The organism is Lysobacter sp. K5869, assembly GCF_018847975.1.
Lineage (GTDB): Bacteria > Pseudomonadota > Gammaproteobacteria > Xanthomonadales > Xanthomonadaceae > Lysobacter.
On record NZ_CP072597.1, the window covers coordinates 834253 to 855745 of the forward strand.

Here is a 21493-nt window from a genome sequence, read left to right on the forward strand (position 1 = left end):
TCAGCGCTCCTTCTTCGTGCGCGCAGCCCGCGCCTTGACGGCGTGGATCAACGGGTTGTCATCCAGCGACTGCGAAGCAGCCGCCCGCGCCGCAGTCGGCGACAGGTGGCTGGTGATCTCGGGCGATTCGGCACGCAAGCCGAGCAGCTTTCGACGAGCGTCGGCGGTGCTCAGGCCTTCGCCCAGGAACACCGCGGTCAGATCGGGACGACCCGCGAGCGTGCACAGCTCGGCGATCGCCAGGGCGTCACCGTGCGCTTGCGCGCGCACGGCATCAAACTCGACGGCGGACGCCGTCGATTCGGAGTTGGACATCGTGGGGAACTCCAAGGAAAGGGGACGCGCGGCGGCGTCCAATTCGGTATGCATCTGCTGCACGGCGTCGCCGAGCGTGCCCAAGTGATCGGCCAGCCCCGCGTCGATCGCGTCTTGGCCGAAGAACAAACCGGCCTCGGTCTGGCGGACGGCGTCGACGGACAGACCGCGGTGATGGGCGACCGTCAGCACAAACAGTTCGTAGAGACGGTTGACCTCGGTCTGGATCGACGCTCGGGCTTCAGGTGTCAACGGCTCATGCGGGTTACCGTCGTTCTTGCGCGCGCCGGCCAGAATGGGCGTGTAGTTGAGCCCCTGTTTCGCGTCGCGTTGGGATTGATCTACATGGAGCGCGATCACGCCGATTGACCCGAGGCCGGCCGTACGGGTCACAAACACCCGCTCGGCCGCACTCGTCAGCGCATAGGCCGCCGAGAACGCCGCGTCGTTGGCGACCGCCCAGATCCGTTTTTGGTCGCGGCCGGCACGAATGCGGTCGGCCAGGTCGAACACGCCTGCGGCTTCGCCGCCCGCGCTATCGATATCCAGCAAAATCCCGCGCACGGACCGATCCGCCAGCGCCGCGTCCAGGCGCGCCGCGATGCTCTCGTAGCTGACCAGCCCCGACATCGCATCGAGACCGCCGGTCCGTTGCACCAGCGTGCCGTGGATCGGCAGGATGGCGATGCCCTGCGCGTCGCCCCGTTGCGGCGCGAGCTGGGGCGGGCCCATCTGCGGGGGCGGCACCGTCTGCAGTTCGAACTTAGGTGCGAGTACGCTCAGAATCACGTCCAGCTTGACGCGCTGGATCAGCAGCGGCGTGTTGAACACGCGCGCCGCCAGGTAAGGCAGTCCGGTCATGCGGGAAGGTCGGTCTCAGACGGCGCCGGCTCGGCCGGCACGGATTGGAAGGCACCGTTGCGGGCGACGCGACGCGGGTCGGTGTCGAACACCAGACCCAGGTCGTCGGCGCGGGCGGCATCGGCCGCAATCTCGCGATCGATGGTCTCCGCGTCGTAGCCGGAACTGGCGATGGCTTCCGCGCGCGAGAGCAGGCCAGCGCGGATCGCCAGGATCATCGCGTTGAACTCTTTCTCCGGGTCCACCCAGTTCCAGCCCTGCGGCACCCATTTGCAGGCGCGGTACTGGCGCTTGCGGCGGCGATAGCCGGGAAGCTCGACGGCGCCGGCGAGGACCGCGGCGTCCACGAACGCGTTCCAGATCGGTCGGCACAGCTGGAACACCAGCACCGTGTGCTGGATCTGCTCGCAGCGGCGCCGGAACTCCAGCAGCCCGGCGCGGATGGACGAATAGTTGACGCCGGTCAGGTCGCCGGTCAGTTGCTCGTAGGTGATGCCCATCGCCGCGGCAACGGCGCGGAACTGCGAGCGCAAGAACGCTTCGTAGCTCGCGCCGACGTCGGCGGGTTGGGCGAAGGCGACGTTCTCGCCCGGCTCCAGGATCTGCAGGCTGCCTGGCTCCAGGCCCAACGGCGCATTGCCGTGCTCGTCCGCCGGGGCGTCACCCGGCAACGGGTCGTCCGGGCCATCGCGGGTAATGAAACCGGCAAACATCGCCGCTGTCTTCTTGCGGACCAGCTCGGCGTCGTCGTATTGGTCCAGCTCATTGAGCTTGACGAGCGCGCGCGCTAGCCACGGCTCGCCGCGAATCTGTCCCGGGCGCAGCGGACGGAAGATGTGCAGGATCTCGGCCGCGCGCACCCGCACCGTGTCCAACCCGCCCTGCCGCGTCATCGGCGCCATGGCGCCGTCCTGCGGGTGCGAGAGGTAAAGGTGGTACGCCACGCGCCGGCCGAGCCGGTCGAACTCGATGCCGGCGCGGATGACGTTGCCGTTCGGCTCCTCCCGGTTCAGATGCAGCGGCAGGTGTTCGGGCTCCAGTACCTGAAGTTGCAACGGCACCGCGAGCCCGTCCTCTGGCCGTCGCGGGCGCAAGCGCACCAGGCACTCACCACCTTCCACCAGCGCGCGGCAGGCCAGCGCCTGCAAGCCGTAGAGATCGGTCAAACCGGCCGCGTCGGCTTCGTCCACGAAGTCGCCCCAGAGCGTATGCAGCGCTTCGCGTTGGGCGGTGTCGGCGATCAGCGACTGCGGCTTGATGCCGGTGCCGACCGCGTTTGCGACGAAGGCTTCCACCGCCGCGTTGGCCCAGGCGTTGCGCCGGACCAGGTCCCGGGACCGCACACGCAGCGCATCGCCGGCGGCCAGCAGCGCGGCGACCGCGCCCGGGTTGCTGGGCTGCCAAGCCGCCGAGCGTCGACCTTGCCCGGCCACTTCGTGCACGGGCGCGCCGCCGAGCATCGCGGCGCGCAGCCGTCCCCACCAGCCCACGATCAGAAACCCTTAGCGGTGGTAGTCAGCAGGCGACGGACCCGGCGCGGTCGGCCTTCGGTACCGGCGAGCGCGGCCTCGATCTCGCGGATCGCCGCCAGCAGCTCGTCCACGGAGCGATACTCGACCAGGCGATCGCCGAAGCTGACGCGGCGTTCTCCGCGCGCGAGCGCATTGCGCAGCGCCTGCAGTTGTTCGTGGGTGTACGGAAGATCGCTCATCGCATGAAACGGCTCGAAATCACCCGGCGCCGAGCGCGCGGGCCTGAAACAGAAAGGCCGCCCGATGGGGCGGCCGTGGGCATGGGTAGCGCCGCGGGCGCCGGAGGCGCGGTCGATGTCGGCACGCCCAGCGCGCGCTCCATCTCGCGCCAATGCCGCTCTTCGAAGCGATCGACGCCGGCCTGCATCGCCGCGGCGCGCGCCATGACGTAGCAATCGAGGGCCTCGTTGCGGTCGCGGCGCTTCTCCCAGACGCGCTGCGGATAGCCGTGGCGGTCGCGCCGAGTGATCAGGTGTTCGGCGGTCAGCTGCTGCAGGAACTCGCCATCGATCTTCGGCAGGTGGACGTAGCCCGCTGGGAACGTCGGCTGACCATCTGGACCGATCTCGATCGACAGGCGCAGCGCGTTGTACAGCTCCAGCTTGGCGATGCCACCGGCCACGGCGAATAGCTTCAGGCCGCGCCGCAACCGCTTGCCCGGCACGCTGACATCGACCGCGGTCGGGATACCGATCAAGGCGGCGCCGCTACCAACACCCTTCATCGGCAGCAGCCGCGGATCGTGCGCGTCGCGCGCGAACGCGTAGGCCTCCTGCGTCGCGTAGCCGGTGTCCAGACCAAGACGTACCAGCGGCAGCAACGCGCCCGAGGCGTGGGTCCATTGCTCGCGGAGCAGGCCGGCAAGTTCAGCCCAGACCGCACCGCGGGCGGTGTCGCCTATGAGCACCCGGTGTTCGATCAACCAGGTCTCGCGTTCGCGGCCGAACGCCCAGACCGAAACCTCGATCCGGTCCTTCTGCACATCGGCGCCGCCGGCCAGCACGAGGCCGCCGGCCGGCACGGTGCCGATCCGGTAGTCCTCTCGCCGTTCCAGCAGGCGTTCCCAGTCGGGGGCTTCGCCTTCCTCTTCCCAGGTCTCGCCCAACTCGGTGTTCTTGAACGCCTTGAGCGCCGTGGCGGAGCCCTGCGCCGCTTCCCAGGCAGCGGCGATGTCGGCCCAGCTGCGCCAGCCAACCGGCGAGTACAGCGAAGACAGGTGGTAGCCGGCGGTCTTGCCGCGGTTCTGCGGCGCCGTCGCAACCCACTGGCCGGCTGCCAGCATCGCGGTCTTGTGGTGCTCGCCGATGGGTTGCTCGCAGGACTCGCAGATGTAGCGGGTCGAACGCGGGTCGCCCCAGGTCCAGCGCAGTTGCTCGAACCGCAACCATTGCTCGTGGGCGCAGTGCGGACACGGCACGAAGAAGCGGCGCTGATCCGACGCCAGATACTCGCGCTCGATGGTGCTGGCGCCGGCAATCGTCGGCGTGGAGACCAGCAGGATCTTGCGGCGGGTGAAGGTCCGGGTGCGTGCCTCGGCGAGAGCGACCGCATCGCCCTCGCCCTCCACGTCGCGCGGATAGCCGTCCACTTCGTCCAGGAACAGGTAGCGCACCGGCATCGACCGCAGGCCGACTGCGCTGTTGGCGCCCGTCAGAACCAGAACGCCGCCGCGGAACTCCTTGGCGAGGATCGTGTTGCCCGAGTCCCGCGCGCGCGAGGGCGCGATGCGCTCGCGCAGCGACGGCGACTCCTCGATCAGCGGATCGACGCGCTGCTTCGAGTTGCGCTTGGCCATCTCGACCGTGGGCGCCACCGCCATCATCGGCCCCGGCGCGCACGCGATCACGTAGCCGATCCAGTTGTTCCCGCACTCGGTCCCGCCGACCTGCGCGCCCTTCATGAACACAACGCGCTCGGTCGCCGAGGCCGGCGACAGGTCGTTCATGATGTCTCGCAGGTACGGCGTGCGCGCGGTGCGCCAGCGGCCGGGCTCAGACGACGACGTACTCGACAGCACCCGGTCGCGGTCCGCCCACTCGGACACATCCAAGAAGGGATCGGGCGTCAAGCCGTCGCGCCAGGCGCGCGCGACGTCGTCAAAGCCGTCGTACAACGATTACTCCAGGCGGGCGACAAAGTCTCCCAATTCGGACAAGTGCTGCCGTACCTCGCGCTCGAGCGCGACGTGCATGGCATGTGGATCGATGCCCAACTCGGCCGCGAGCATCGAACTGATGCGCGCCGGCCAGTTCAACCACGCGTCGCGCTCGGCGCGGGCCAAGGCGAAGACCTGGCCGACCGCCTGCTGGCGGTCGATCAGTTCGCCGCGCAGCTGCGCGATGCGCAGCTTGTGGTGCTGGGCCTTGAGGACTTCGTTGGCGGTGCGCGCCTGCGCGTAGCTGTTGCCGGCGGGCGCACCGGCCGGGGCCGACAACGTCTCCTCCTGCGCTACGGCGCGCGGCCGCGCCGGTCGCGGCGCACGCGCGGGCGCGTCCGCCGAAGTCGTGTTGGCCGCCCACTCGGCATCGGCGCGCGCCGGGTCGATGGTGCCATCCGACAGCGCGGTAATCCGACCGGTGGCGATGGCTTTACGAACGGCGGTGTCCGAGACGCCGCGATGGCGCCCGTAGGCGCGGATGCTGATTCCCACAGGCGGTCACTGGCAGGTTCGGGCCTCCGCGACCGCCGGCCATCGGCGCAGAACAGGGTGAATTGGAAGAGGGAACACCCCAGCCCCCGTTAGGGGCTGGGGTATGCGCTCTCCGGGGTCAGTTACGCGGCGCGCACATGGCCGCGAGGATCGCGTTCTCCAACTGGCGGATCGCCTTGCGCAGACTTGGAGCGTAGTTCGCATCTGCCACGTCCCACACCAGCATCAAACGGGCCTCGCGAACGGCGCGGTCCAGTTGGTGGACCGGCAGGGCTGCGAACTCCGGCTCCAGCCCGTCGAAGTACCGCTGCAGGCCGGCGAGCAGCCACCGCATCGTCATCTCGTCCTCGTTGATCTCGCTCGGCACCTCGCGCTTGCCGGACCAGCCCTTCGCCTGATCGATAGCGCGCTCGACGGGTGCCAGTTCCTCACGGCACTCCACGACCAGCCGCTCAACGAGCGAGGGCGCCAGCGCGCGGGTACGGAAGGTGACCGTGCAATCGGCAAGGGTGCTGGCGAGACGGTGACAGGCAAACAGCGTCAAACCATCCGCCTCGGGCACCGGCGCGCTGGACAGTAGTATCCGCTCCACGGTGTCGCGCAAGCTGCGCAATTCCGTCCGGGCCATCATGAGTTCGTCGTCCATCGGTTCGTCCTAGTAACGCCGCTTCGATGCGGCGCGACCATGAACGCTTCACCGCGCGCGCATCGCAAGCCACTTCAGCGCCTCGTGCGCTCGCAGACAGCAAACGGACAGGAAGGCTGCTACGCCGGAAGAGGGAACACCCCAGCGCCTCTCGGGCGCTGGGGTCTGACCTCTCCCAGTTCAGTCCGCGTCGTGCGGCATCCAGAGCGCGTCCATCAGCGCGCCAGGAGACTCCTGATCATCTCGCCAAAGCTTGCCCATCAGTTCGTTGGGATCGCCTTGCGTCCCCATCGTCATCCGCGCGCTGTCACAGAGCATCCATACTAGGTCGTAGCAGTGCTGCGCAATCTCCCGCGCCGCCTGCATCTCTTCTGGGCACAGCGGCGTCGTCGGCTTTCCATCCGCCAAGTCTTTTACTAACTGGTGGCAGTCGCTAAGCATCGCAGCGGTGTTGCGGAACCTACGCACGGAAACCTTGAGCATTTCCCTTCTTCCCATAGTCGCCGCGTCGTTGCGGCGACGACATGAACGCTTCGTCCTGCCAGAACATCAAGCGCTGAATTGCTCAGTTCAGAGGGTGGACGGCGGCGAGACAGGAATGTTGAAGAGGGAATACCCCAGCGCCCGCCTAGGCGCTGGGGTACGTCCTCTCCAGATTTCAGCGGCGGGGTAGGCTTGCGATTACGCTCCGCATCAGTTCTCGCGCGTCCAGGTGTTGGTCCAGATCGATTCCCGCGTGTTCGCACAGCAGCGTCAGGATGTCGAAACATTGCTCGGCCAGATTCTCGGCGGCCCGCGCCTCTTCATGGCTGAGGGAAAATGTCTCGTCCTCATCTCCCGTAACCATCTCTTCGATGGTGTTCCTGCAGTCGGTGAGGTCGATCAGCGTGTTGTGGAACTTGCAGTAGGACATATTGGGCATGTCTGTATTCCGGTAGTCGCCGCGTCGTTGCGGCGACGACATGAACGCTTCTTTCCGCATGGAAGCCAAGCAGAACGAGCGCTGTTCGCGTTCGCAGACAGAGTTCTGACAGCTTCGGCTGAGGCCGCGCCTACTCCGGCAGTTGTCCGAGCGCTTGCTCCAATCCGCTGACTGCGAAGCTGATGCCGTGCTGGTACTCGGCGTCGCGCGGCCGGAACACGTACAAACGCTCGACCAGATCCCGGGCCTGCTCCACCCACTGACGCGGCGTCAGCGTTGGCCGGCACGCGAGATAGGCTTCAATTTGGCCGGCCGCACCGGTGAACGCGGCGCTGACGACCTCGTTTCTCCGCTTTGCCCGCCGCCCTCTAAAGCCGCCCCGCACACGCCGCTCCCACGCATGCAGTTCTTCGTCCGCAGCGCGAACCCTGCCGCAAAGCTCAGGTGGTTCAACACGCCGCGCGCGGTCCAACCGCGACCACGGCACCAGAAATCGCGCCAGCGCCTCGCAAGCTTGCGTAGTGCAGGTGCCGTACTCCCACACCGGCTCCAGATCGGTCGGCGCGTCTTCGACCAACCATCGAATCCGTTTTGGCAGCGTGCCCAGAGTAAATATTGCGTCCTGTACCTCTTGCACTTTGCGTCCTCTTGTCACCGCCTCTTGCGGCACGGCATGAACGCTTCAATTTCGGCAGAAGCCAAGCACCGCCGACATCATTTGGACAGGCACCAGACATCTTCGCTGTGAGCTGTCCGTTAGCTGTCCGGCAGCACCTGGAAGCCGAGCCTTCCGAGAGAAGCGCTTGGCTTCTGCCCAAATGGAAGCGTTCATGCGTCCACCCAACGCGGCCAAGGAGGCCATCATGAACGACGCACTATTCGCGGAAATCGCCCTGGAACATATCGGGATTACCACGCTGGAAAGTCGTAAGCGCGACGATCTGGACTTCTACAGCGTCGCGGTCTGGGAAGTTCGCGACGTCATGCGGTCCGCGTATCTGGCCGGATACGCCGCCGCGCTACGCGCAGCGCAGGGAGCCGGACCAGCATTGCCCACAGAGCGCCACACCTTGACGGGCGAAGCATGGCTGGGCGCGGGCGAAGCGAGCGACTACGGCGACGATCCGAACGCCTACACGGTAACCACGCTACCTATTCCCGAGGTGGAGCTGCTGAGTTACCGATGGCAGGAGCGACGCGCTTGCGATGTGCTGATCCCACGCGCCATCCAGCAACGCCGCATCGACTAAGGCGCATCGCCGCTAAAGCCCCCGCCCGCGCGGGGGTTTTTTGTTCCGCGCCAAGAAGCTGTCCGACACCTGTCCGTGAATGAGAACGGTCGTTCTTCATCGTAGAAACCGCTTGGCTTCCTTGGCGAAGGAAGCGTTCATGCGTCCACACCAACGCGGCCACGGAGGCCAAACGCAATGACCACCAAAGACGAACTGAACGACATCTTGCGCGGCATGCCTGCGCATGAGCGCGCCATCTTGGCAGCACTGGATGGGCGCACCCCCTGGGAGCTTGCATGCGCCGAACAGAAGCGGCGCGCGGCCATGACGCTCCACAGGTTCAGCAGCGAAATGATCAACGAAATCGTCAGCGGGCGAATCGACTTGCCCAAGGCCGCGCGCGATGCCGGCGGCGAGTAAGGGGCACACCCGCCCGGTAGATGCCGAGCGTCCCAACCCCGAAGACCTCTGGTTCTTGAAGGCAACGGCGGCGACGGTTCTCGTCGCCGCCGCCAACGGAACCCTCGACCTCAACCAACTGGCGCGCGACGAACTGATCCGTCGCGGGCTGGACCCCAGCGGCGAATGGGTTGGTCCCCGCCGCGCTCAAGAACTGCACCACTCCACCCAACAAGGAGCTTGACCATGACCACCATCGAACTCTCCGGCAACCAGCGCACCGTCCTCGAAATGGCCCGCGATACCGGCGGCTACATCGAGCACTACCCCACCGGCTTGCTGGGCGGCGCCCGCACCAGCGTCGTGCGCGCTCTGCTGCGCAACGAACTGGTCGAAGCCCACGATGCCGGCTACCGGATCACGACGGCCGGCTACGCGGCCATCGGCGTCGAGCCCCCGATGGATGCCGACACCACCGGAACAGAGGCGCCCGCCACGCAGAACCTCAGCGAACCGAGCGCTCCCGGCCTCCCGGAGGAGACCGCGAGCAGCGCACCGGTCGCGCCGAGCAAGCGCGAGCGCGCCGCGCGCGGCGACACCAAGCTGACCACGGTCGTCGGCCTGCTGATGCGCCCCGAAGGCGCCACCATCGCGCAGATCATGGCCGCGACGGATTGGCAGCAACACTCGGTACGCGGGTTCCTTGCCGGCACCGTCAAGAAGAAGGGTTACACGCTGACCAACAGCAAGGAAGGCGACGGTGAGCGGGTGTATCGCATTGCGACCGAGGAGGCGCTGGGCGCACCCGCCGACGTCACCGCGCACGGCGACGAGGAAGAGTAAGGACCGCAGCGAGCCGGACAAGTGTCCGGCTCGCTGTCTAGTAGCAGTCTCACAACTAAGATCATCGAGAATGCTGCGCGCATCGCTTGATGTTCTTTCGAATTGAAGCGTTCATGTCCTCCCAACCACGGAGTACCACGATGATTAACGTTACCCCGCAGACCGGACCGGATGAACTGCTCGCAGTGCTTGACGCTCGCATCCTCGATGCGGTCGAAGATACGTTGTCTAACGACGAGGACTCGACGGACGCGGAAGTGGGTCAGTACCTGATGGACCTCGGACTGAGCGAGATGCAAGCCAAGCGCGCGCTGTGTTACCGCACGCTGTACAGCCTCAACCTTTGGGTCGGCGATTGCACACCGATTCGGTCCAGCACCCGCTTACGCTACGACGGCGAGAGCGGTCAGTTTGTAATCGCCTGATTACCTCGCTGCCGCGCCTTGCGCGGCGGCCTTCCTGTCCGACCGCTTAGCGCGTGAGGACGCACCGCGCTAACACCCTTGGATTCCGCCCCGAAGGAAGCGCTCATGGGCCTCCTAACACAAGAGGCCACCATGACCAGCCGAATCCTTCCGCCCTACCAGCTGCAGATACGATTCAGCCATAACCCTCGCAACGCCAGAGCGATGATGCGTGAGTTGAGCGCCTACTACATCGAACCCGAGTTGGCGTGGGTCATCGAGCAAAAGACGATGACGCAGACCGAGTACCGGGGCTTTGAGCGCGACTTTACCCAGCCCCAGTATTGGATTACGCCGCTCAACAGCCGACCGACCCACTGCATCATGGTCGTGGCGCCTCGTATGCCGACGCTCTACGTCAGGGCCGAAGGCGCCAACTACGCGCGCCTCGTTGGGCTCGCTGTCGAGGAAGGCTGAGCGCCGCCCCGGCGCCGCGCGCTGCGCGGCGTCAGGGCCGCAACGCTCTCAGAATCTCGGCGGCAACTTGCGGGACGATCGCATTGCCGGCGGCGCGCAGGCGAGGTATTCGGGCGGGTATCCCATGAGCCAGAAGACGAATTCCGGGTTGAGGAATCCGCCGACCGGCGAGGGTTCGACCTGTCGCCCAAGCATCCCATTGACCGGCGCGCTGCCAACGCTCGACGCATCCTTGTGATCCCGCGTCGTCGGCGTCGCCCAAACCGCCTGCGCCGGCAGCGGGCGGGTCGCCCCGCTGCCGAAGCTCTGGTTCGGCCCGCCCTTTTCCCCGTCGCTCGCGCGCGGCGTGCTCCACACCGCTTTCGCCACTCCCGGAAGGCCATTGCGCCGCTCGGCCGCAAAGTCCCCGCGTTTCTCCGCATCGTTCGCCGTCGCGGTCGGCCAGACGGCGCCCCACGATCCAGACGCGGTCGCGGCGATGCGGGGCGTTGACGGCGCAAGCTGGAACAACAACCGCCCGGCTGGCGTAGCCTTCGCCTTCCAGGTCAGCGAGAACTCCGTCGAGCCCCAGCGGGATGAGGCCAGCAACGTTCTCGCCCAGGAATACAGCGGGTCGCGCTTGTGCAATAAGGCGATGCAACTCCGGCCAGAGGTGGCGGTCGTCGGCATGCGCGCGCTGGTTGCCGGCGACGCTGAACGGCTGGCAGGGGAATCCGCCGGTCCACAGCGGCGCGTCGCCCGGCCAGCCCGCGAGCCGGGCGGCGTAGGCGAATCCGCCGACGCCGGCGAAGAAGTGGCATTGGGCGTAGCTGCGGAGATCGGCTGCGGAAACAGATCGAATGTCGCGGTCATCGACGTCGCCGGCCGGAATTAACCCGGCCGCCATCAGGTTCTTGAGCCATTGGCACAGGTACGGGTCGATCTCGTTGTAGTAGACCGCCATTAGGCGGCGTCCTCGACCGCCGCATCCGCGGTGAGGAACGCGACGCCGTCCGACGCCCGCGTCGCCTGCTGGCCGGTGAAATCCTGCCAGCGCCGGACAATGACATCGACGTACTTGGGGTCCAGTTCGAGCAGCCGCGCGCGGCGCCCGGCCTTCTCGCAGGCGATCATGGTCGTGCCCGAGCCACCGAACGGGTCGAGTACCAGGTCGCGGCTCTTGCTGCTGTTGCGGATCGCGCGCTCGACCAGCGCCACCGGCTTCATGGTCGGATGCAGCTCGCTCTTGCGCGGGCGGTCGATGAACCACACGTCGCCCTGATCGCGCGCGCCGCACCAGAAGCGGTCGTTGCCTTCGCGCCAGCCGTAGAGGATGGGCTCGTACTGGCGCTGGTAGTCAGCCCGTCCCATCACGAACTGGTTCTTCGCCCAGATGATGAAATCGGACCAGCGGCCGCCCGCGGCGCGGAAAGCGACCTGCAGGCGATCCAACTCGGACGACGACATGGCGATGTAGACCGCGCCCTTGGTAACGTCGAGAATCCGGCGGCACGCGCTTTCGAGGAAGGCGCCGAAGTCGGTGCCTAGGTTGTCGTTGAGAATCTCGCGCTGCGTCCCCCGGATCTTGTCGCGCGGGTTGTTGCCGTAGTCCACGTTGTAGGGCGGATCGGTGAACGCCATGTCAATCAGCTCGTCGCCGAGCAGCGCCGCGTAATCGTCCGCCGCCGTTGCGTCACCGCAGATCACGCGGTGGTTGCCGCAAATCCAGACGTCGCCCCGCTTGGATACTGGGTCGGGCTTTGGTTCGGGCGCGGCATCCTCGTCGGTCAGGCCCGCATCGTCGCCAGCCCCCAGCAACTCATCGATCTCCTCATCTGAGAAGCCGAGCAGGTCCAGGTCGAAGTCGGCGTCGCGTAGTTCCGCCAGTTCCAACGCCAGCAGCTCATCGTCCCAGCCCGCATTCTCAGCCAGGCGGTTGTCCGCCAGGATGTAAGCGCGCTTCTGAGCAGGGCTCAGATGAGCGAGCTCGATCACCGGCACAGTGTCCAGGCCCAGTTGGCGCGCGGCAAGCAGCCGGCCGTGACCGGCGATCACGCCGTTGGCGCCGTCGACCAGGATCGGATTCGTCCAGCCGAACTCCACGATGCTTGCGGCGATCTGCGCGACTTGCGCGTCGGAGTGCGTGCGCGCGTTGCGCGCATACGGAATGAGCACGCCGATGGCGCGCTGCTCGATCTGGAGGGTCACATTGAATACCGATGCGAACCGCGGTTTGCAGCGACTGCAAACCGGGATAAAGGATTTGACACTAGCGGGGTTTTGCGGCTACGCCCCCCGCTCGGGAGAGCCTCTGGGAAGGACCCTGGCGAATTTTTGACCACCAGTCAGATCGGTCGGGCGGTGCCCCAAGCGCTCTCTCTGGCCATGCCGTCATCATCTGGCCGCCGATGCCACCAAGACGGCAATAGAGCACCAGCGCTATGCTATCCAGTGACCAAGCCCGACTAACAAAATCGACAAGCCATGGATGCAGAACAGTCATTGAAAGATCTGGAAAACTCGCTTCGGGATTTCGCTGAGTTCATATTGCGCCGAAAATACGGCCACTCCTGGATTAGCAGTCTCAAGATTTCACCTGAAAGACTGAGGAGCTGGCAGGAGCGAAAGTCAGTTGAGGCAAAGAGATTGCCCGGTGAAGCACTTGAAGACCGGCTCCTCTACTATGCCGACTTCTATGACTTAAGGACCATAGTCACGAAGCACTGGGAGGATGGATTCTCCGAAGCGTTTCCTGAGAAGAGATGGGTCGAGGTACTACTAGCGGAAATGGAGAGGCTCCGGGACCCGAGCGCGCATAGCCGTGAACTAACGGACTACCAGAAGCATCTCGTCTGTGGGATTTCCGGCCTGATCAGAACAAGAATTATGAAGTTCCGTGGAGCCAGAGACGACATGCACAGCTTCTTCCCGGTCATTGAACACGTCACTGACAGCCTCGGCAATCAAATGGCAAATCCGGCGTATGCCACCATGATTGTCGCTAAGGATCCCGTGCGAGTCGGGGATACCGTAGAGATCAGAGTGAGCTCCATCGATCCACAAGGAGAGCCACTTCTCTATAAATTCCGCCGCGTGAATGTACCACTGCTTGGCGACTGGGTAGATTCGAACTCTATGACGATTACTTTCGCGGAATCCGACATTGGCAAAGCGTGCGACATCAATGTGATGGTCAAGACGCGTCGCAGCTATCACGCATACGGTGAGTTTGATGACTACGTGGCAATAAGGTACGTGGTCCTTCCAGCAACATCCTCTTGATTTGGTAAAGCGGGCCAGCCCGGAGCGGAGGAGGTGACGGAGGCACTCCGAGCTGGCCCTAGCGATCGCGCTGCTTCATGGCACAGCGCGCTCAGCATGGGGATCAGACTAGGCCAAAGATCAGCTTTTTGGGACAGCGATATTTGTAGCCCGAACTCTGATTACCCGCGTTTAGCCGTGCCTGCCGAAAACATGTTCTCCGTTGCAGGCGAAACGATGCGCGGGAGCGCACCGTTGAGATGGACGGTGACCAGGTTGAGCGCATGTTGCCACCGACGCCATGCGGTCTTTCTGATCAGGCCGGTACGCGAACAGACCTCGCGCCACGGAACGTACTGCGCGCGCAACCAGATCAGCCGGCGCTGTTCTTCGTCTAGCCACTGCAGCCAGCGCACGGTTTCGCCAAAGCGATCGATCGCACCGGGCGACGCCGCAAAGCGCAACACGACCCGTTCGTCCGCATAGCCCTCCCAGGCTTGGCGGTTGATGTCCGGCCAGAACGCGGCATAGCCCTGTACCCGAGCCGGCGGCAGTCGGCGCGCGGTAACAGCCGCCTCGTGGAAACGGTCCGTCACACGCTCAACAGTCCAGGGCTCGCTCATGCTTCCGGTCCTTGTGCCAACGCCCAGTGCAGCAGCGCGAGCGCATCGGCCTCGTTGTCGTCGGCCGGTGCGTGGCCGCGCCGCTCCATCGCGGCGATCATGGCAACCTTCTTGGCGTTTCCCTTGCCCGTGGCGTGTCGCTTGATCGTGGTGACCGGAACGCCTTGGTACGGAATCCTGTGCTGCTCGCACCAGGCCGTCAACTGACCCAGAAAGCCGCCGTAAGCATGTGCGGCGTCCACGCCCAAGTGCCGCCGTACCTCCTCGAAGTAGACGACCTCGATCTTGCCGACAAAGCCATGCGCTTCGTCCAACCACCGCCCGAAACGCAGATACCGCATGCCACCGCCCTCGAAGCGGCTTGGTCGGAACGTCTGGATGCCGCTGGTGATCTGACCAGGGCGGGCCAACGCCCAGCCCATCGTCGTGCCAAGGTCGAGTGCCAGAATCGTGCTCATGCGCGCTCTCCATTGCGCGGAGGCTCGTAGCCGAGATAGACGAAGCAAAGCGACCCGTCCGGATTGCGGCACGGGAGATAGCCCTCTTCCGCCAGGTGCATACCGAACAGGCGCATGTCGCCGCTGCCGTTCCCGTTTCGATCCGACCATCTCCGAAATTCCGCGAACAGCTTTTCCGGGCACGCGACGTTGGGCAGTCGGCCGAACTCTTCCTCGAAATCAGCCACGATTTTTTCTAGTTCTCGATTCAGGTCCATGATCCTTTCCTGGTGGGCTGACACATCTGACGCGGCTTCCGGTTGTTCTCTATATGTGCGTGTGCGCGCGCACGTGTGGGGGGTAACTAGCAACCGTGTCAGATGTGACAAGTCGTTGATTTTTCAAAGCACGAGTTCAGATGCGCGGCGTCCTGCGCGGCAGCAGACGAAAGCCGATCAGGCCGCGTTGGCCCGTAGAGTTGCGATGCGGCTTGAGGCCACGGACGGCCAACGCAGCGATCAGCCGCTTGATCGATCCGACGTATTCGCCGTTCTCCTCCGCCCAAACCTTCCAGCTTCCGTACAGATCGCTGCTGAGCGCGAAGGCGTTTGGATCGAGGGCGCCTGCCACGGCCATCCACTGGCCGTGTGCGTCCTCGTCTTCGAAGTAGTCCTGCGTGGCGTCGCTGACGCTCGCGGGCGGTTCCAGGCCATGCTGTTGCCAATCCAGGCAGCCGTCGACCGCCCATCGCAAGATGCCGTCGCGCTCCCCCAACAGCTTCTGCGCCAGTTCGGGGTCGCGGCGTGCCGGCGGCACGGTCACCGTGAACGGGATCAGGTGCAGGCGACGCTTCATCGCCTCGTCCACGTTGCGGATGGTCGGTTTGTGGTTGCCGGCGATGACGAGCTTGAACTGCGGGATGTACTCGAAGAAGTCTTGGCGCATGAAGCGCGCCATGATCTTGTCGCCGCCGGTGATGGCCTTCAGCTTGGATTCGTTCCAGCGTCGCCCCTCCTCCGTCTCCACGGCGGACACGAAGCGCGCGCCGCGCAGTCCGGCCAGTTCGGTCGGATGGCGCTCGCCACGACTTTCCATGAACGTGTCCATCGGCGCGCTCGTGGCGTAGTCGCCGAGGATCGAAGTCAGCGTGTTGACGAACACGGACTTGCCGTTGGCGCCGGTGCCGTACAGAAAGAACAGCGCGTGCTCGGTCGTAACGCCGGTCAGGCAATAGCCGGCCATCCGCTGCAGGTAAGTCTGCATCTGCGCATCGCCGCCGGTGACGTCGGCGAGGAAGCGGCGCCACAACGGGCTGTCGCGCCCCATGCCCGCCGTCGCCATCCGGGTCAGTCGATCCGCGCGCGCGTGCCGGCGCATCGCACCGGTGCGCAGATCCACCGTGCCGATGGGCGTGTTGAGCGCCCACACGTCGCTATCCCACTCCTGCGCCGACGACGAGTGACGCGGGTCGCTGCGCGCCAGGCGCTCGACGCCCGCCACGGTCGAGGACGAGGCCAGCTTGGATCGCTGCGACGGCCGCTCGGCCAGCGCGGAGGCTGCGCGGCAGACGCCGCGCACCAAGTGCTGCACGACCAGCGTGCGGTCGGGGTTCCATCGCGAACCGGTCCAGCTCAGCCACTGACCCCACTCTGCGCAGTAGCGCCAGTCCTCGGCGTAGCGGCGGCTGAAGGCCAAGCCCAGTCCATCGTCGCTCGTCCAGTCGAGTCCTTCGAAGTCGACGGATGGCGGTGAATCGTCGGTGCCCGCCGACAGGAAGGTTCGCTCGCCGGCGCGGATGAATCCCTCGATGTCGAACCCCTCTGCGGCGGCGTCGGCGGCGTCCCAGCCCTGCGGTTTGTCCTCCGGCAGATGCAGCACGGCGACCGAGTCGGCGCCGGCTCGGAACGCTGCTTGCGCCGCCTGCATGGCGTACTCCCAGCCTGGCCGATCCTTGTCCGGCCAGATCAGGACGTGCTTGCCGGCCAGCGGCAGCCAATCGGTTTTCTCGATCGGCGCGTTGGCGCCGTTCATCGCGCTCGTTGCGCAGAGGCCGCGCTCGATTAGCGCGTCGGCGGACTTCTCGCCCTCTACAAGGATGGCTTCGACGGCGGAGGCAAGTCCGGGCTGGTTGTAGAGCGGCCGCGGCGTGGGCGCCTGGTGCTTGCGGCGCTTGGCATCCCACGGGCGATATTGCTTTCCCTCCGGCGGGTCGTAGCGGTAAACGCAGGCGATCAACTCGCCCTCGGCGTCGAGATAGTCCCAGCGCGCGGTCGCCGGCCCCAGCTCGTCCATCGCCGGTTCGGCGCGACGGCGTTGCCGCGTTGCCGGCGCCGACAGCGAGACACGCCCCAGAAGTTGGGCGGCGCGGTTCAGGACGGTAGGAAAGTCACGCCGAGCGTCCAGGCCGAAATGCTGCGCCACCAGGTCGAACACGTCCCCGCCTTCGCCGGTGGCATGATCGTTCCACAGCCCGGCCTTGTCGCCGGTCAGCGCTACTTCGAGGCTGTCCCCGATTGCGCCGTGGATGTCGCCGATCGTGAACTTGCCGCGGTGGGCCTTACCTTTCGGATACAGGTCTTGCAGCACACCCTGTAAGCGCAGCAGCAGTTCGCTGCGCACGGCGTCGCGCTGCGATACGGGTGGTGTCGGCGCCGATGCGGCCTCAGCGTCGTTGAAGTCGTTCCAAGTGCTCAATGAGACAGGCTCCAGCATCGGTCCTGCCAGGGGCAGGATCGGCAGGTGTAGTGGGTGGGGGTCGTGCTGATGCGCGGGAGCGCCTCGCCGGCATCGCAGGCACGCAAGATCTCGACGGCGCGGTCGGACGCGCGCTGCGCCAGCCCCCGGTCGAAGACCACGCGCTCTGCGTAGATGGACATGTCGTCGGCGCAGACCGCGGTGAAAAGCGCCGGGTGTTCGTGCAGGTCCAGATACGCTTGGTATAGCGCGACCTGCGCAGCGTAGACCGGACGGCTCGCGGCCAGCCGTTTCTTTTGCAGGTCGCGGAACGTCTTGGTGCCGACCGCCTTGTTCTCCCAGAGCATGGGATAGCGGAAGCTGTCGGGGCCGGCCACGATGATGCCGTCCGCGTGACCGGCTACCCGCCCATCGGCGGCTTTGAATCCGAACTGGCCCCCGGCTTCGGTGTGCGTTCGCAGTTCGAAGCCGGCCAGGCGCAACCATTCGGCCATCCAGTCTTCCATGCGGTGTCCGCGCTTGAAGACGCGAAGAACACGACCGGGGATATGCCGCCCAATGTCCTTGGGCGTGTCGAAAAATTGGAACTGCAGGCGGCGAGAACACTCCTCGCCCAAACTGGAAGCGCCCAGGTATGGACGCGCTGGCTCCGTGGCGGCGCTACGCTCCAGCGCCACGTCGATCAGCGATCCCAGGTGCTCGGACACGTCGTGGGAGTTGAAATCGAGCATGGCGCTGACGTGGTCTAGAAGGGGATCGGGTCGTCGAACGGAGCGTCGTCGGAGACGCGCGGGTTGGAGCGCTGGCGTATCGACGCTTCATACGCGCAGGTGACCGCTTCGATCACTTGGGTTGCCTGCGCTTGCGTGTACTGGGCCAGCGGGACATCGAACCCCACGCGGTCGGCAACCGACGCCAGCGCTTGCAGGCAGGCGCGCTGTGCCTGGTGGGATAACGGCTGAGTCACGGGCAAAAGATCCTCCACCGACGCCGGATCGCTCCGGTATCGAGATGAGTAGAGTTGGTGGAACGCGTTCTGGCAGGTCGCCGAACAGAATGCCCAGCGATATGGCGCGCGCTTCGGATCAGCAATGGGGCGGCGAAGATCCAGATGGCCGAACCCGCGTGCGGGTCGGCCACAGCCCCAGCATGGCCTCATCGGCCATGACGCGACTTATCGAACACCCGGTCGCGGTACGCGATCAGGGCTTGAACGTGCTCCTCGTGCTGCACTGCCAGTTCCTGAAGCACCCGGATCTGCGCGTCCAAGTCGGCCGCGGTCAGTTCCCGCAGTTTCGTGTAGATGCCGTCGCGATTCGGGTATCGGTCTTGCAAGATGATTCGTCGTCGCATGGTGCGCTCCTACTACTGCGCCCATGCCGGACGACCGGATGGCGTCGCCGCTGCGGTCGCCGCCTGAGCGATGTGCGCGGGCATGTCGCGACTGACGGCTGGAGACTCCCCGCTCATGCATTCTCGATACTGCGGGTGGTCCGGCATGATCGGAATCTTGATCACCGCCTTGTCTTCGCCGTAGCTATCCTTCTCCCAATCCACCTTGCCGGCGAACACGATGCCATCGAGGTCGCCGAAGCTCTCGATGCATCGGCCCTGCTGCGCCGCAGTACTCATGTCGTCCGGATGCAGCGCGTGCGCGGAGTTGAGGACGCCCTTGATGAAGCTGCGGCCCATCTGGCCCCAGGTCGGGCCTTTCGGGCTGTGCAGCCCGATCAGGGTCCACAGCTTGCGGCGCGCGTACTTGCCTTCCAGCACGACGAACTCGGCATTGAGATAGACCGCGCCGGTGTCGCCGCGCGTCGCCCATCCATGCATCCAGCCGTTGGCCGGGTCGTTGTAACCGCCCGGCTTGATGGTCATGCGGACCTTGACCAGCGTTCCCTTCGGGATGAGCGCAAAGGCCGGGCTCTCGGCGTCGTTGAAATTGTTCCAAGCGGAGGACATCGTTGACCTTCTTCTAGTGAGTGGACGACGGGCTCGGCGCCGCAGCCTCGGGCGCGCCGAGCTTGGTCATGAGCTGGCCCAGGTTCGGCGGCTCAACGACGTCCAGGCGACCGGATCGGTCTTTGGCGGGGAAGCCCCAGGGATTTGCGGTTTGGCAGACGAACGCGCGATAGGGCTTGCCTTCGGCCGCCGGGATCTCAGCCAGCGTGATCACCTCATCGACAATGCCGGGCAGTTCCAGCCCGGTCTTGGAGCCGTCGATCTGAAGTTCGTAGTACCGGCGATTGAAGTCGTCGGTACGCTCATCGAGGATGCCGACGAACCACACATGGCGACCGCGGGCATGTTGGATGTGCGTCAGCCAAGCGACCATCTCCTGACCGAGCAGGCCGTAGGCGCCGCGCATGTCCGGCTTGTTGGTTCGCTCGGAGAACGCTTGGGGCTGCCCTTTGCACCACTGCAGGCACAGGCGTCCCGCGACGGTGATCGAGTCGATAAACAAGGTGCGGTAGCGATCGAGCACCTGTGGATCGCCGTACTTCACACACGCCTGGTCGTAATGCCATTGGCTGAAGTATTGCCCGTCACGCAAAGCCGGGTTCGGGCCGCCGAGGAAGACCGCCAGGTCGCGGCAGTCATCCCAGGTGCGCGGACGCAAGCTGTCGCCCGGCCAGTTCTTGACGGCCAGGTCGCCGGCCTCGATGTCCACGAACAAGGTCGTCGCCGGGTCGAGCGTCCACAGTTGGTACGTCTTGCCCAGCCCCCAGCGCCCGACCAGCACGCCCTTGACGCCGCGCGCCTCGGAGAGGCGTTGATCCGCGGTGATGATGGGCAAGCTCATCAGCGTCCTCCCAAAAGGGCGCGCAGCATTTCATCCCAAGGATCAGCGTCGCTGGTCGGCTTGATCGGCTTGGTGGTCATCGCCCGGCTCGGTGCTGGTGCTGCCTTCGGCGGCGCCGCGCGCTGGATGAGCCAGGACTCCAGGCCGGTGGCGGTCTCGATGGACATCAGAATCCAGCCGCCACAACTCAAAATTGTGATTTCCATCACGCTCCACCTTCCGTCATCGAGAGGCGGAAGGCGGGCTTGCCGGTCTTGAGCGTCCGAGCCGGATCGAAGGACGCGCGCATCGGCGTCGGCCAGGAGTTGTACTTCGTCTCGCTGACCCGGTAGCTGATCTCCACGAACTCGGTCGGGTCATCTCCGGCTGCCCGGATACGCTCCACGATCCGGCGCAGCTTGCCTTGGTCCCACTCGACCTTCTTCGGCAGTTCGCAGGAGATGCGAACAACGCCGTCGTTGAAGGAGACAGTCCCCGCGTCCTTGCCCGCGGCTACGCGATGCACGGCGGCGACGCGGCTGTACCGCAAGTCGAGCGCACGGTCGACCAGTTCCACGTTCGCTTTTGCGCGTGCGAGCGCGTCGTTCGCCTGCTTCTTCAGGTCGAGCAACTGGTCCGGCGGGTAAGCGGCCAGTTCCGACGCGGGACGACCGACGCAACGTTCCAATAGGGTCATGCTGCCACCTCGGCGGTGACCGCGTTCGTCGGACTCGGTCGCAGCGACCGATTCTCGTAAGCTACGATGTCCTCCAGACGGTAGCGGATGCGCCGCTCCACCTTGAAGAATCGCGGGCCGACCTTCTCGCAGCGCCACCGCTGCAGGGTGTCCGGCTTGATGTCCCAGCGCTCGGCGAGCTGCTCAGGGGTCAGGTTGTTGCTGCTCACTCCAGACTCTCCTCTCGTCCACGGCATCGATGCCGGTGGAGAGAGCGTCCTCGGAAGTCCGCTAGAACTTAAAGCCAAGCTAGCTACAAGGTTGATAGAAGTTCGCTCTGCCCCTGATAGAACTTTTCGGCGAAAAATTCGCCAGTTCTAACGAAAGATGAATATTTTTGGCCCTAGGGCGTCGATCTCAAGCAAAAGTCAAGGTCTCATCTTGCGGCGCGTTCATTGCGTGATATAGGCTGCGGCGAAATCAAGCACCACCTGAAGTGGTCATTCGTGGAATGTCTATGAACAGCAAAGGATTGTTGCACCACTCGCAGCGCGGCAGCGCACGTCGCCGCGCAACTGCACCGCCACCGCACTCAGCGTCGATACGCATCGACGACTGCCGCCGGCATGTGCATCGCCTAGCCCATGCTGGGTACCGCAGAGATCCTCAGATCTCTGCGTTGTAACTGCTCCCCCCATCGGTGAATAGCTTTACTCGGGCTTACGGAGGCCCGATAGGAGTCGTTCGTCCCGAGATTCAC

At 65.3% G+C, this 21493-nt stretch carries 29 protein-coding genes; 6 read left to right on the top strand and 23 right to left on the bottom strand.

Annotated features, from left to right (window positions below; all coding sequences use genetic code 11):
- From J5226_RS03560 to J5226_RS03600, 9 genes are all read right to left on the bottom strand, one after another.
- Entirely contained in the window at nucleotides 1-1176 is a 1176-nt protein-coding gene (locus J5226_RS03560; protein WP_215838487.1) for a S49 family peptidase, read from the bottom strand.
- Nucleotides 1173-2666: a phage portal protein gene (locus J5226_RS03565; RefSeq protein ID WP_215838488.1), complete on the bottom strand. Its 1494-nt coding sequence runs from the start codon at nucleotides 2664-2666 to the stop codon at nucleotides 1173-1175. Before J5226_RS03565 ends, J5226_RS03560 begins: the two co-directional genes overlap by 4 nt.
- Before the next feature lie 2 nt (nucleotides 2667-2668).
- A complete protein-coding gene (locus J5226_RS03570; RefSeq protein ID WP_064746393.1) occupies nucleotides 2669-2887 on the bottom strand; it encodes a hypothetical protein in 219 nt (72 codons plus the stop codon).
- Entirely contained in the window at nucleotides 2884-4821 is a 1938-nt protein-coding gene (locus J5226_RS03575) for a phage terminase large subunit family protein (protein WP_215838489.1), read from the bottom strand. The genes J5226_RS03570 and J5226_RS03575 overlap by 4 nt, the downstream gene beginning before the upstream one ends.
- 3 nt (nucleotides 4822-4824) lie before the next feature.
- Nucleotides 4825-5358: an elements of external origin gene (locus tag J5226_RS03580; protein WP_215838490.1), complete on the bottom strand. Its 534-nt coding sequence runs from the start codon at nucleotides 5356-5358 to the stop codon at nucleotides 4825-4827.
- Nucleotides 5359-5476: 118 nt separating this feature from the next.
- Entirely contained in the window at nucleotides 5477-6004 is a 528-nt protein-coding gene (locus J5226_RS03585; protein WP_215838491.1) for a hypothetical protein, read from the bottom strand.
- 180 nt (nucleotides 6005-6184) lie between these two features.
- Nucleotides 6185-6487, bottom strand: a complete 303-nt coding sequence (locus J5226_RS03590) for a hypothetical protein (RefSeq protein WP_215838492.1) — start codon at nucleotides 6485-6487, stop codon at nucleotides 6185-6187.
- 175 nt (nucleotides 6488-6662) lie between these two features.
- Entirely contained in the window at nucleotides 6663-6926 is a 264-nt protein-coding gene (locus tag J5226_RS03595) for a hypothetical protein (RefSeq protein WP_215838493.1), read from the bottom strand.
- A 130-nt stretch (nucleotides 6927-7056) separates the two neighbouring features.
- Complete coding sequence (locus J5226_RS03600) at nucleotides 7057-7503, bottom strand: hypothetical protein (protein ID WP_215838494.1); 447 nt, start codon at nucleotides 7501-7503, stop codon at nucleotides 7057-7059.
- A 253-nt stretch (nucleotides 7504-7756) separates the two neighbouring features.
- Here J5226_RS03600 and J5226_RS03605 point away from each other — a divergent pair, with 253 nt between their 5' ends.
- The 5 genes from J5226_RS03605 to J5226_RS03625 all read left to right on the top strand — a co-directional run bounded on the left by J5226_RS03605 (nucleotide 7757) and on the right by J5226_RS03625 (nucleotide 10281).
- A complete protein-coding gene (locus tag J5226_RS03605) occupies nucleotides 7757-8176 on the top strand; it encodes a hypothetical protein (RefSeq protein WP_215838495.1) in 420 nt (139 codons plus the stop codon).
- Between the two features lie 177 nt (nucleotides 8177-8353).
- Nucleotides 8354-8578 (top strand): hypothetical protein, encoded by a 225-nt coding sequence (locus J5226_RS03610; protein WP_215838496.1) that lies wholly within the window; start codon nucleotides 8354-8356, stop codon nucleotides 8576-8578.
- A 225-nt stretch (nucleotides 8579-8803) separates the two neighbouring features.
- Complete coding sequence (locus J5226_RS03615; RefSeq protein WP_215838497.1) at nucleotides 8804-9400, top strand: DUF3489 domain-containing protein; 597 nt, start codon at nucleotides 8804-8806, stop codon at nucleotides 9398-9400.
- A gap of 140 nt (nucleotides 9401-9540) precedes the next feature.
- On the top strand, nucleotides 9541-9825 hold the full coding sequence (locus J5226_RS03620; RefSeq protein ID WP_215838498.1) for a hypothetical protein: 285 nt from the start codon (nucleotides 9541-9543) through the stop codon (nucleotides 9823-9825).
- 132 nt (nucleotides 9826-9957) lie between these two features.
- Entirely contained in the window at nucleotides 9958-10281 is a 324-nt protein-coding gene (locus J5226_RS03625; RefSeq protein ID WP_215838499.1) for a hypothetical protein, read from the top strand.
- 31 nt (nucleotides 10282-10312) lie between these two features.
- On the opposite strand, the gene J5226_RS03630 is transcribed toward J5226_RS03625, so the two are convergent.
- Both J5226_RS03630 and J5226_RS03635 read right to left on the bottom strand, forming a co-directional pair.
- On the bottom strand, nucleotides 10313-11224 hold the full coding sequence (locus J5226_RS03630; RefSeq protein WP_215838500.1) for a DNA cytosine methyltransferase: 912 nt from the start codon (nucleotides 11222-11224) through the stop codon (nucleotides 10313-10315).
- On the bottom strand, nucleotides 11224-12468 hold the full coding sequence (locus J5226_RS03635; RefSeq protein ID WP_215838501.1) for a site-specific DNA-methyltransferase: 1245 nt from the start codon (nucleotides 12466-12468) through the stop codon (nucleotides 11224-11226). Before J5226_RS03635 ends, J5226_RS03630 begins: the two co-directional genes overlap by 1 nt.
- 276 nt (nucleotides 12469-12744) lie before the next feature.
- Between J5226_RS03635 and J5226_RS03640 the strand changes: the two genes are divergently transcribed.
- Nucleotides 12745-13542: a Swt1 family HEPN domain-containing protein gene (locus J5226_RS03640; RefSeq protein ID WP_215838502.1), complete on the top strand. Its 798-nt coding sequence runs from the start codon at nucleotides 12745-12747 to the stop codon at nucleotides 13540-13542.
- A gap of 161 nt (nucleotides 13543-13703) precedes the next feature.
- Here the strand turns inward: J5226_RS03640 and J5226_RS03645 are convergent, their stop codons facing one another.
- The 12 genes from J5226_RS03645 to J5226_RS03700 all read right to left on the bottom strand — a co-directional run bounded on the left by J5226_RS03645 (nucleotide 13704) and on the right by J5226_RS03700 (nucleotide 20963).
- Nucleotides 13704-14144: a DUF6362 family protein gene (locus tag J5226_RS03645; protein ID WP_215838503.1), complete on the bottom strand. Its 441-nt coding sequence runs from the start codon at nucleotides 14142-14144 to the stop codon at nucleotides 13704-13706.
- Nucleotides 14141-14602 carry a hypothetical protein gene (locus J5226_RS03650; protein ID WP_215838504.1) on the bottom strand — a complete coding sequence of 154 codons (462 nt, stop codon included), beginning with the start codon at nucleotides 14600-14602 and terminating at the stop codon, nucleotides 14141-14143. The genes J5226_RS03645 and J5226_RS03650 overlap by 4 nt, the downstream gene beginning before the upstream one ends.
- A complete protein-coding gene (locus J5226_RS03655) occupies nucleotides 14599-14859 on the bottom strand; it encodes a hypothetical protein (protein ID WP_215838505.1) in 261 nt (86 codons plus the stop codon). The genes J5226_RS03650 and J5226_RS03655 overlap by 4 nt, the downstream gene beginning before the upstream one ends.
- Before the next feature lie 136 nt (nucleotides 14860-14995).
- Nucleotides 14996-17275, bottom strand: coding sequence for a phage/plasmid primase, P4 family (locus tag J5226_RS03660; RefSeq protein WP_255322984.1), 2280 nt, complete (start codon nucleotides 17273-17275; stop codon nucleotides 14996-14998).
- Nucleotides 17272-18006, bottom strand: coding sequence for a PD-(D/E)XK nuclease family protein (locus tag J5226_RS03665; RefSeq protein WP_215838507.1), 735 nt, complete (start codon nucleotides 18004-18006; stop codon nucleotides 17272-17274). Before J5226_RS03665 ends, J5226_RS03660 begins: the two co-directional genes overlap by 4 nt.
- Nucleotides 18007-18020: 14 nt before the next feature.
- Nucleotides 18021-18242, bottom strand: a complete 222-nt coding sequence (locus J5226_RS03670) for a DUF6511 domain-containing protein (protein ID WP_215838508.1) — start codon at nucleotides 18240-18242, stop codon at nucleotides 18021-18023.
- A 188-nt stretch (nucleotides 18243-18430) separates the two neighbouring features.
- Nucleotides 18431-18628, bottom strand: a complete 198-nt coding sequence (locus J5226_RS03675) for a hypothetical protein (RefSeq protein ID WP_057945739.1) — start codon at nucleotides 18626-18628, stop codon at nucleotides 18431-18433.
- 12 nt (nucleotides 18629-18640) lie between these two features.
- Entirely contained in the window at nucleotides 18641-19237 is a 597-nt protein-coding gene (locus tag J5226_RS03680; RefSeq protein WP_215838509.1) for a hypothetical protein, read from the bottom strand.
- Between the two features lie 13 nt (nucleotides 19238-19250).
- Nucleotides 19251-20078: an ATP-binding protein gene (locus J5226_RS03685; protein ID WP_255322985.1), complete on the bottom strand. Its 828-nt coding sequence runs from the start codon at nucleotides 20076-20078 to the stop codon at nucleotides 19251-19253.
- Entirely contained in the window at nucleotides 20078-20284 is a 207-nt protein-coding gene (locus tag J5226_RS03690; protein ID WP_215838510.1) for a hypothetical protein, read from the bottom strand. The genes J5226_RS03685 and J5226_RS03690 overlap by 1 nt, the downstream gene beginning before the upstream one ends.
- On the bottom strand, nucleotides 20284-20754 hold the full coding sequence (locus J5226_RS03695; RefSeq protein ID WP_215838511.1) for a hypothetical protein: 471 nt from the start codon (nucleotides 20752-20754) through the stop codon (nucleotides 20284-20286). The genes J5226_RS03690 and J5226_RS03695 overlap by 1 nt, the downstream gene beginning before the upstream one ends.
- A complete protein-coding gene (locus J5226_RS03700; protein WP_255322986.1) occupies nucleotides 20751-20963 on the bottom strand; it encodes a helix-turn-helix domain-containing protein in 213 nt (70 codons plus the stop codon). The genes J5226_RS03695 and J5226_RS03700 overlap by 4 nt, the downstream gene beginning before the upstream one ends.
- Between the last annotated feature and the right edge of the window lie 530 nt (nucleotides 20964-21493).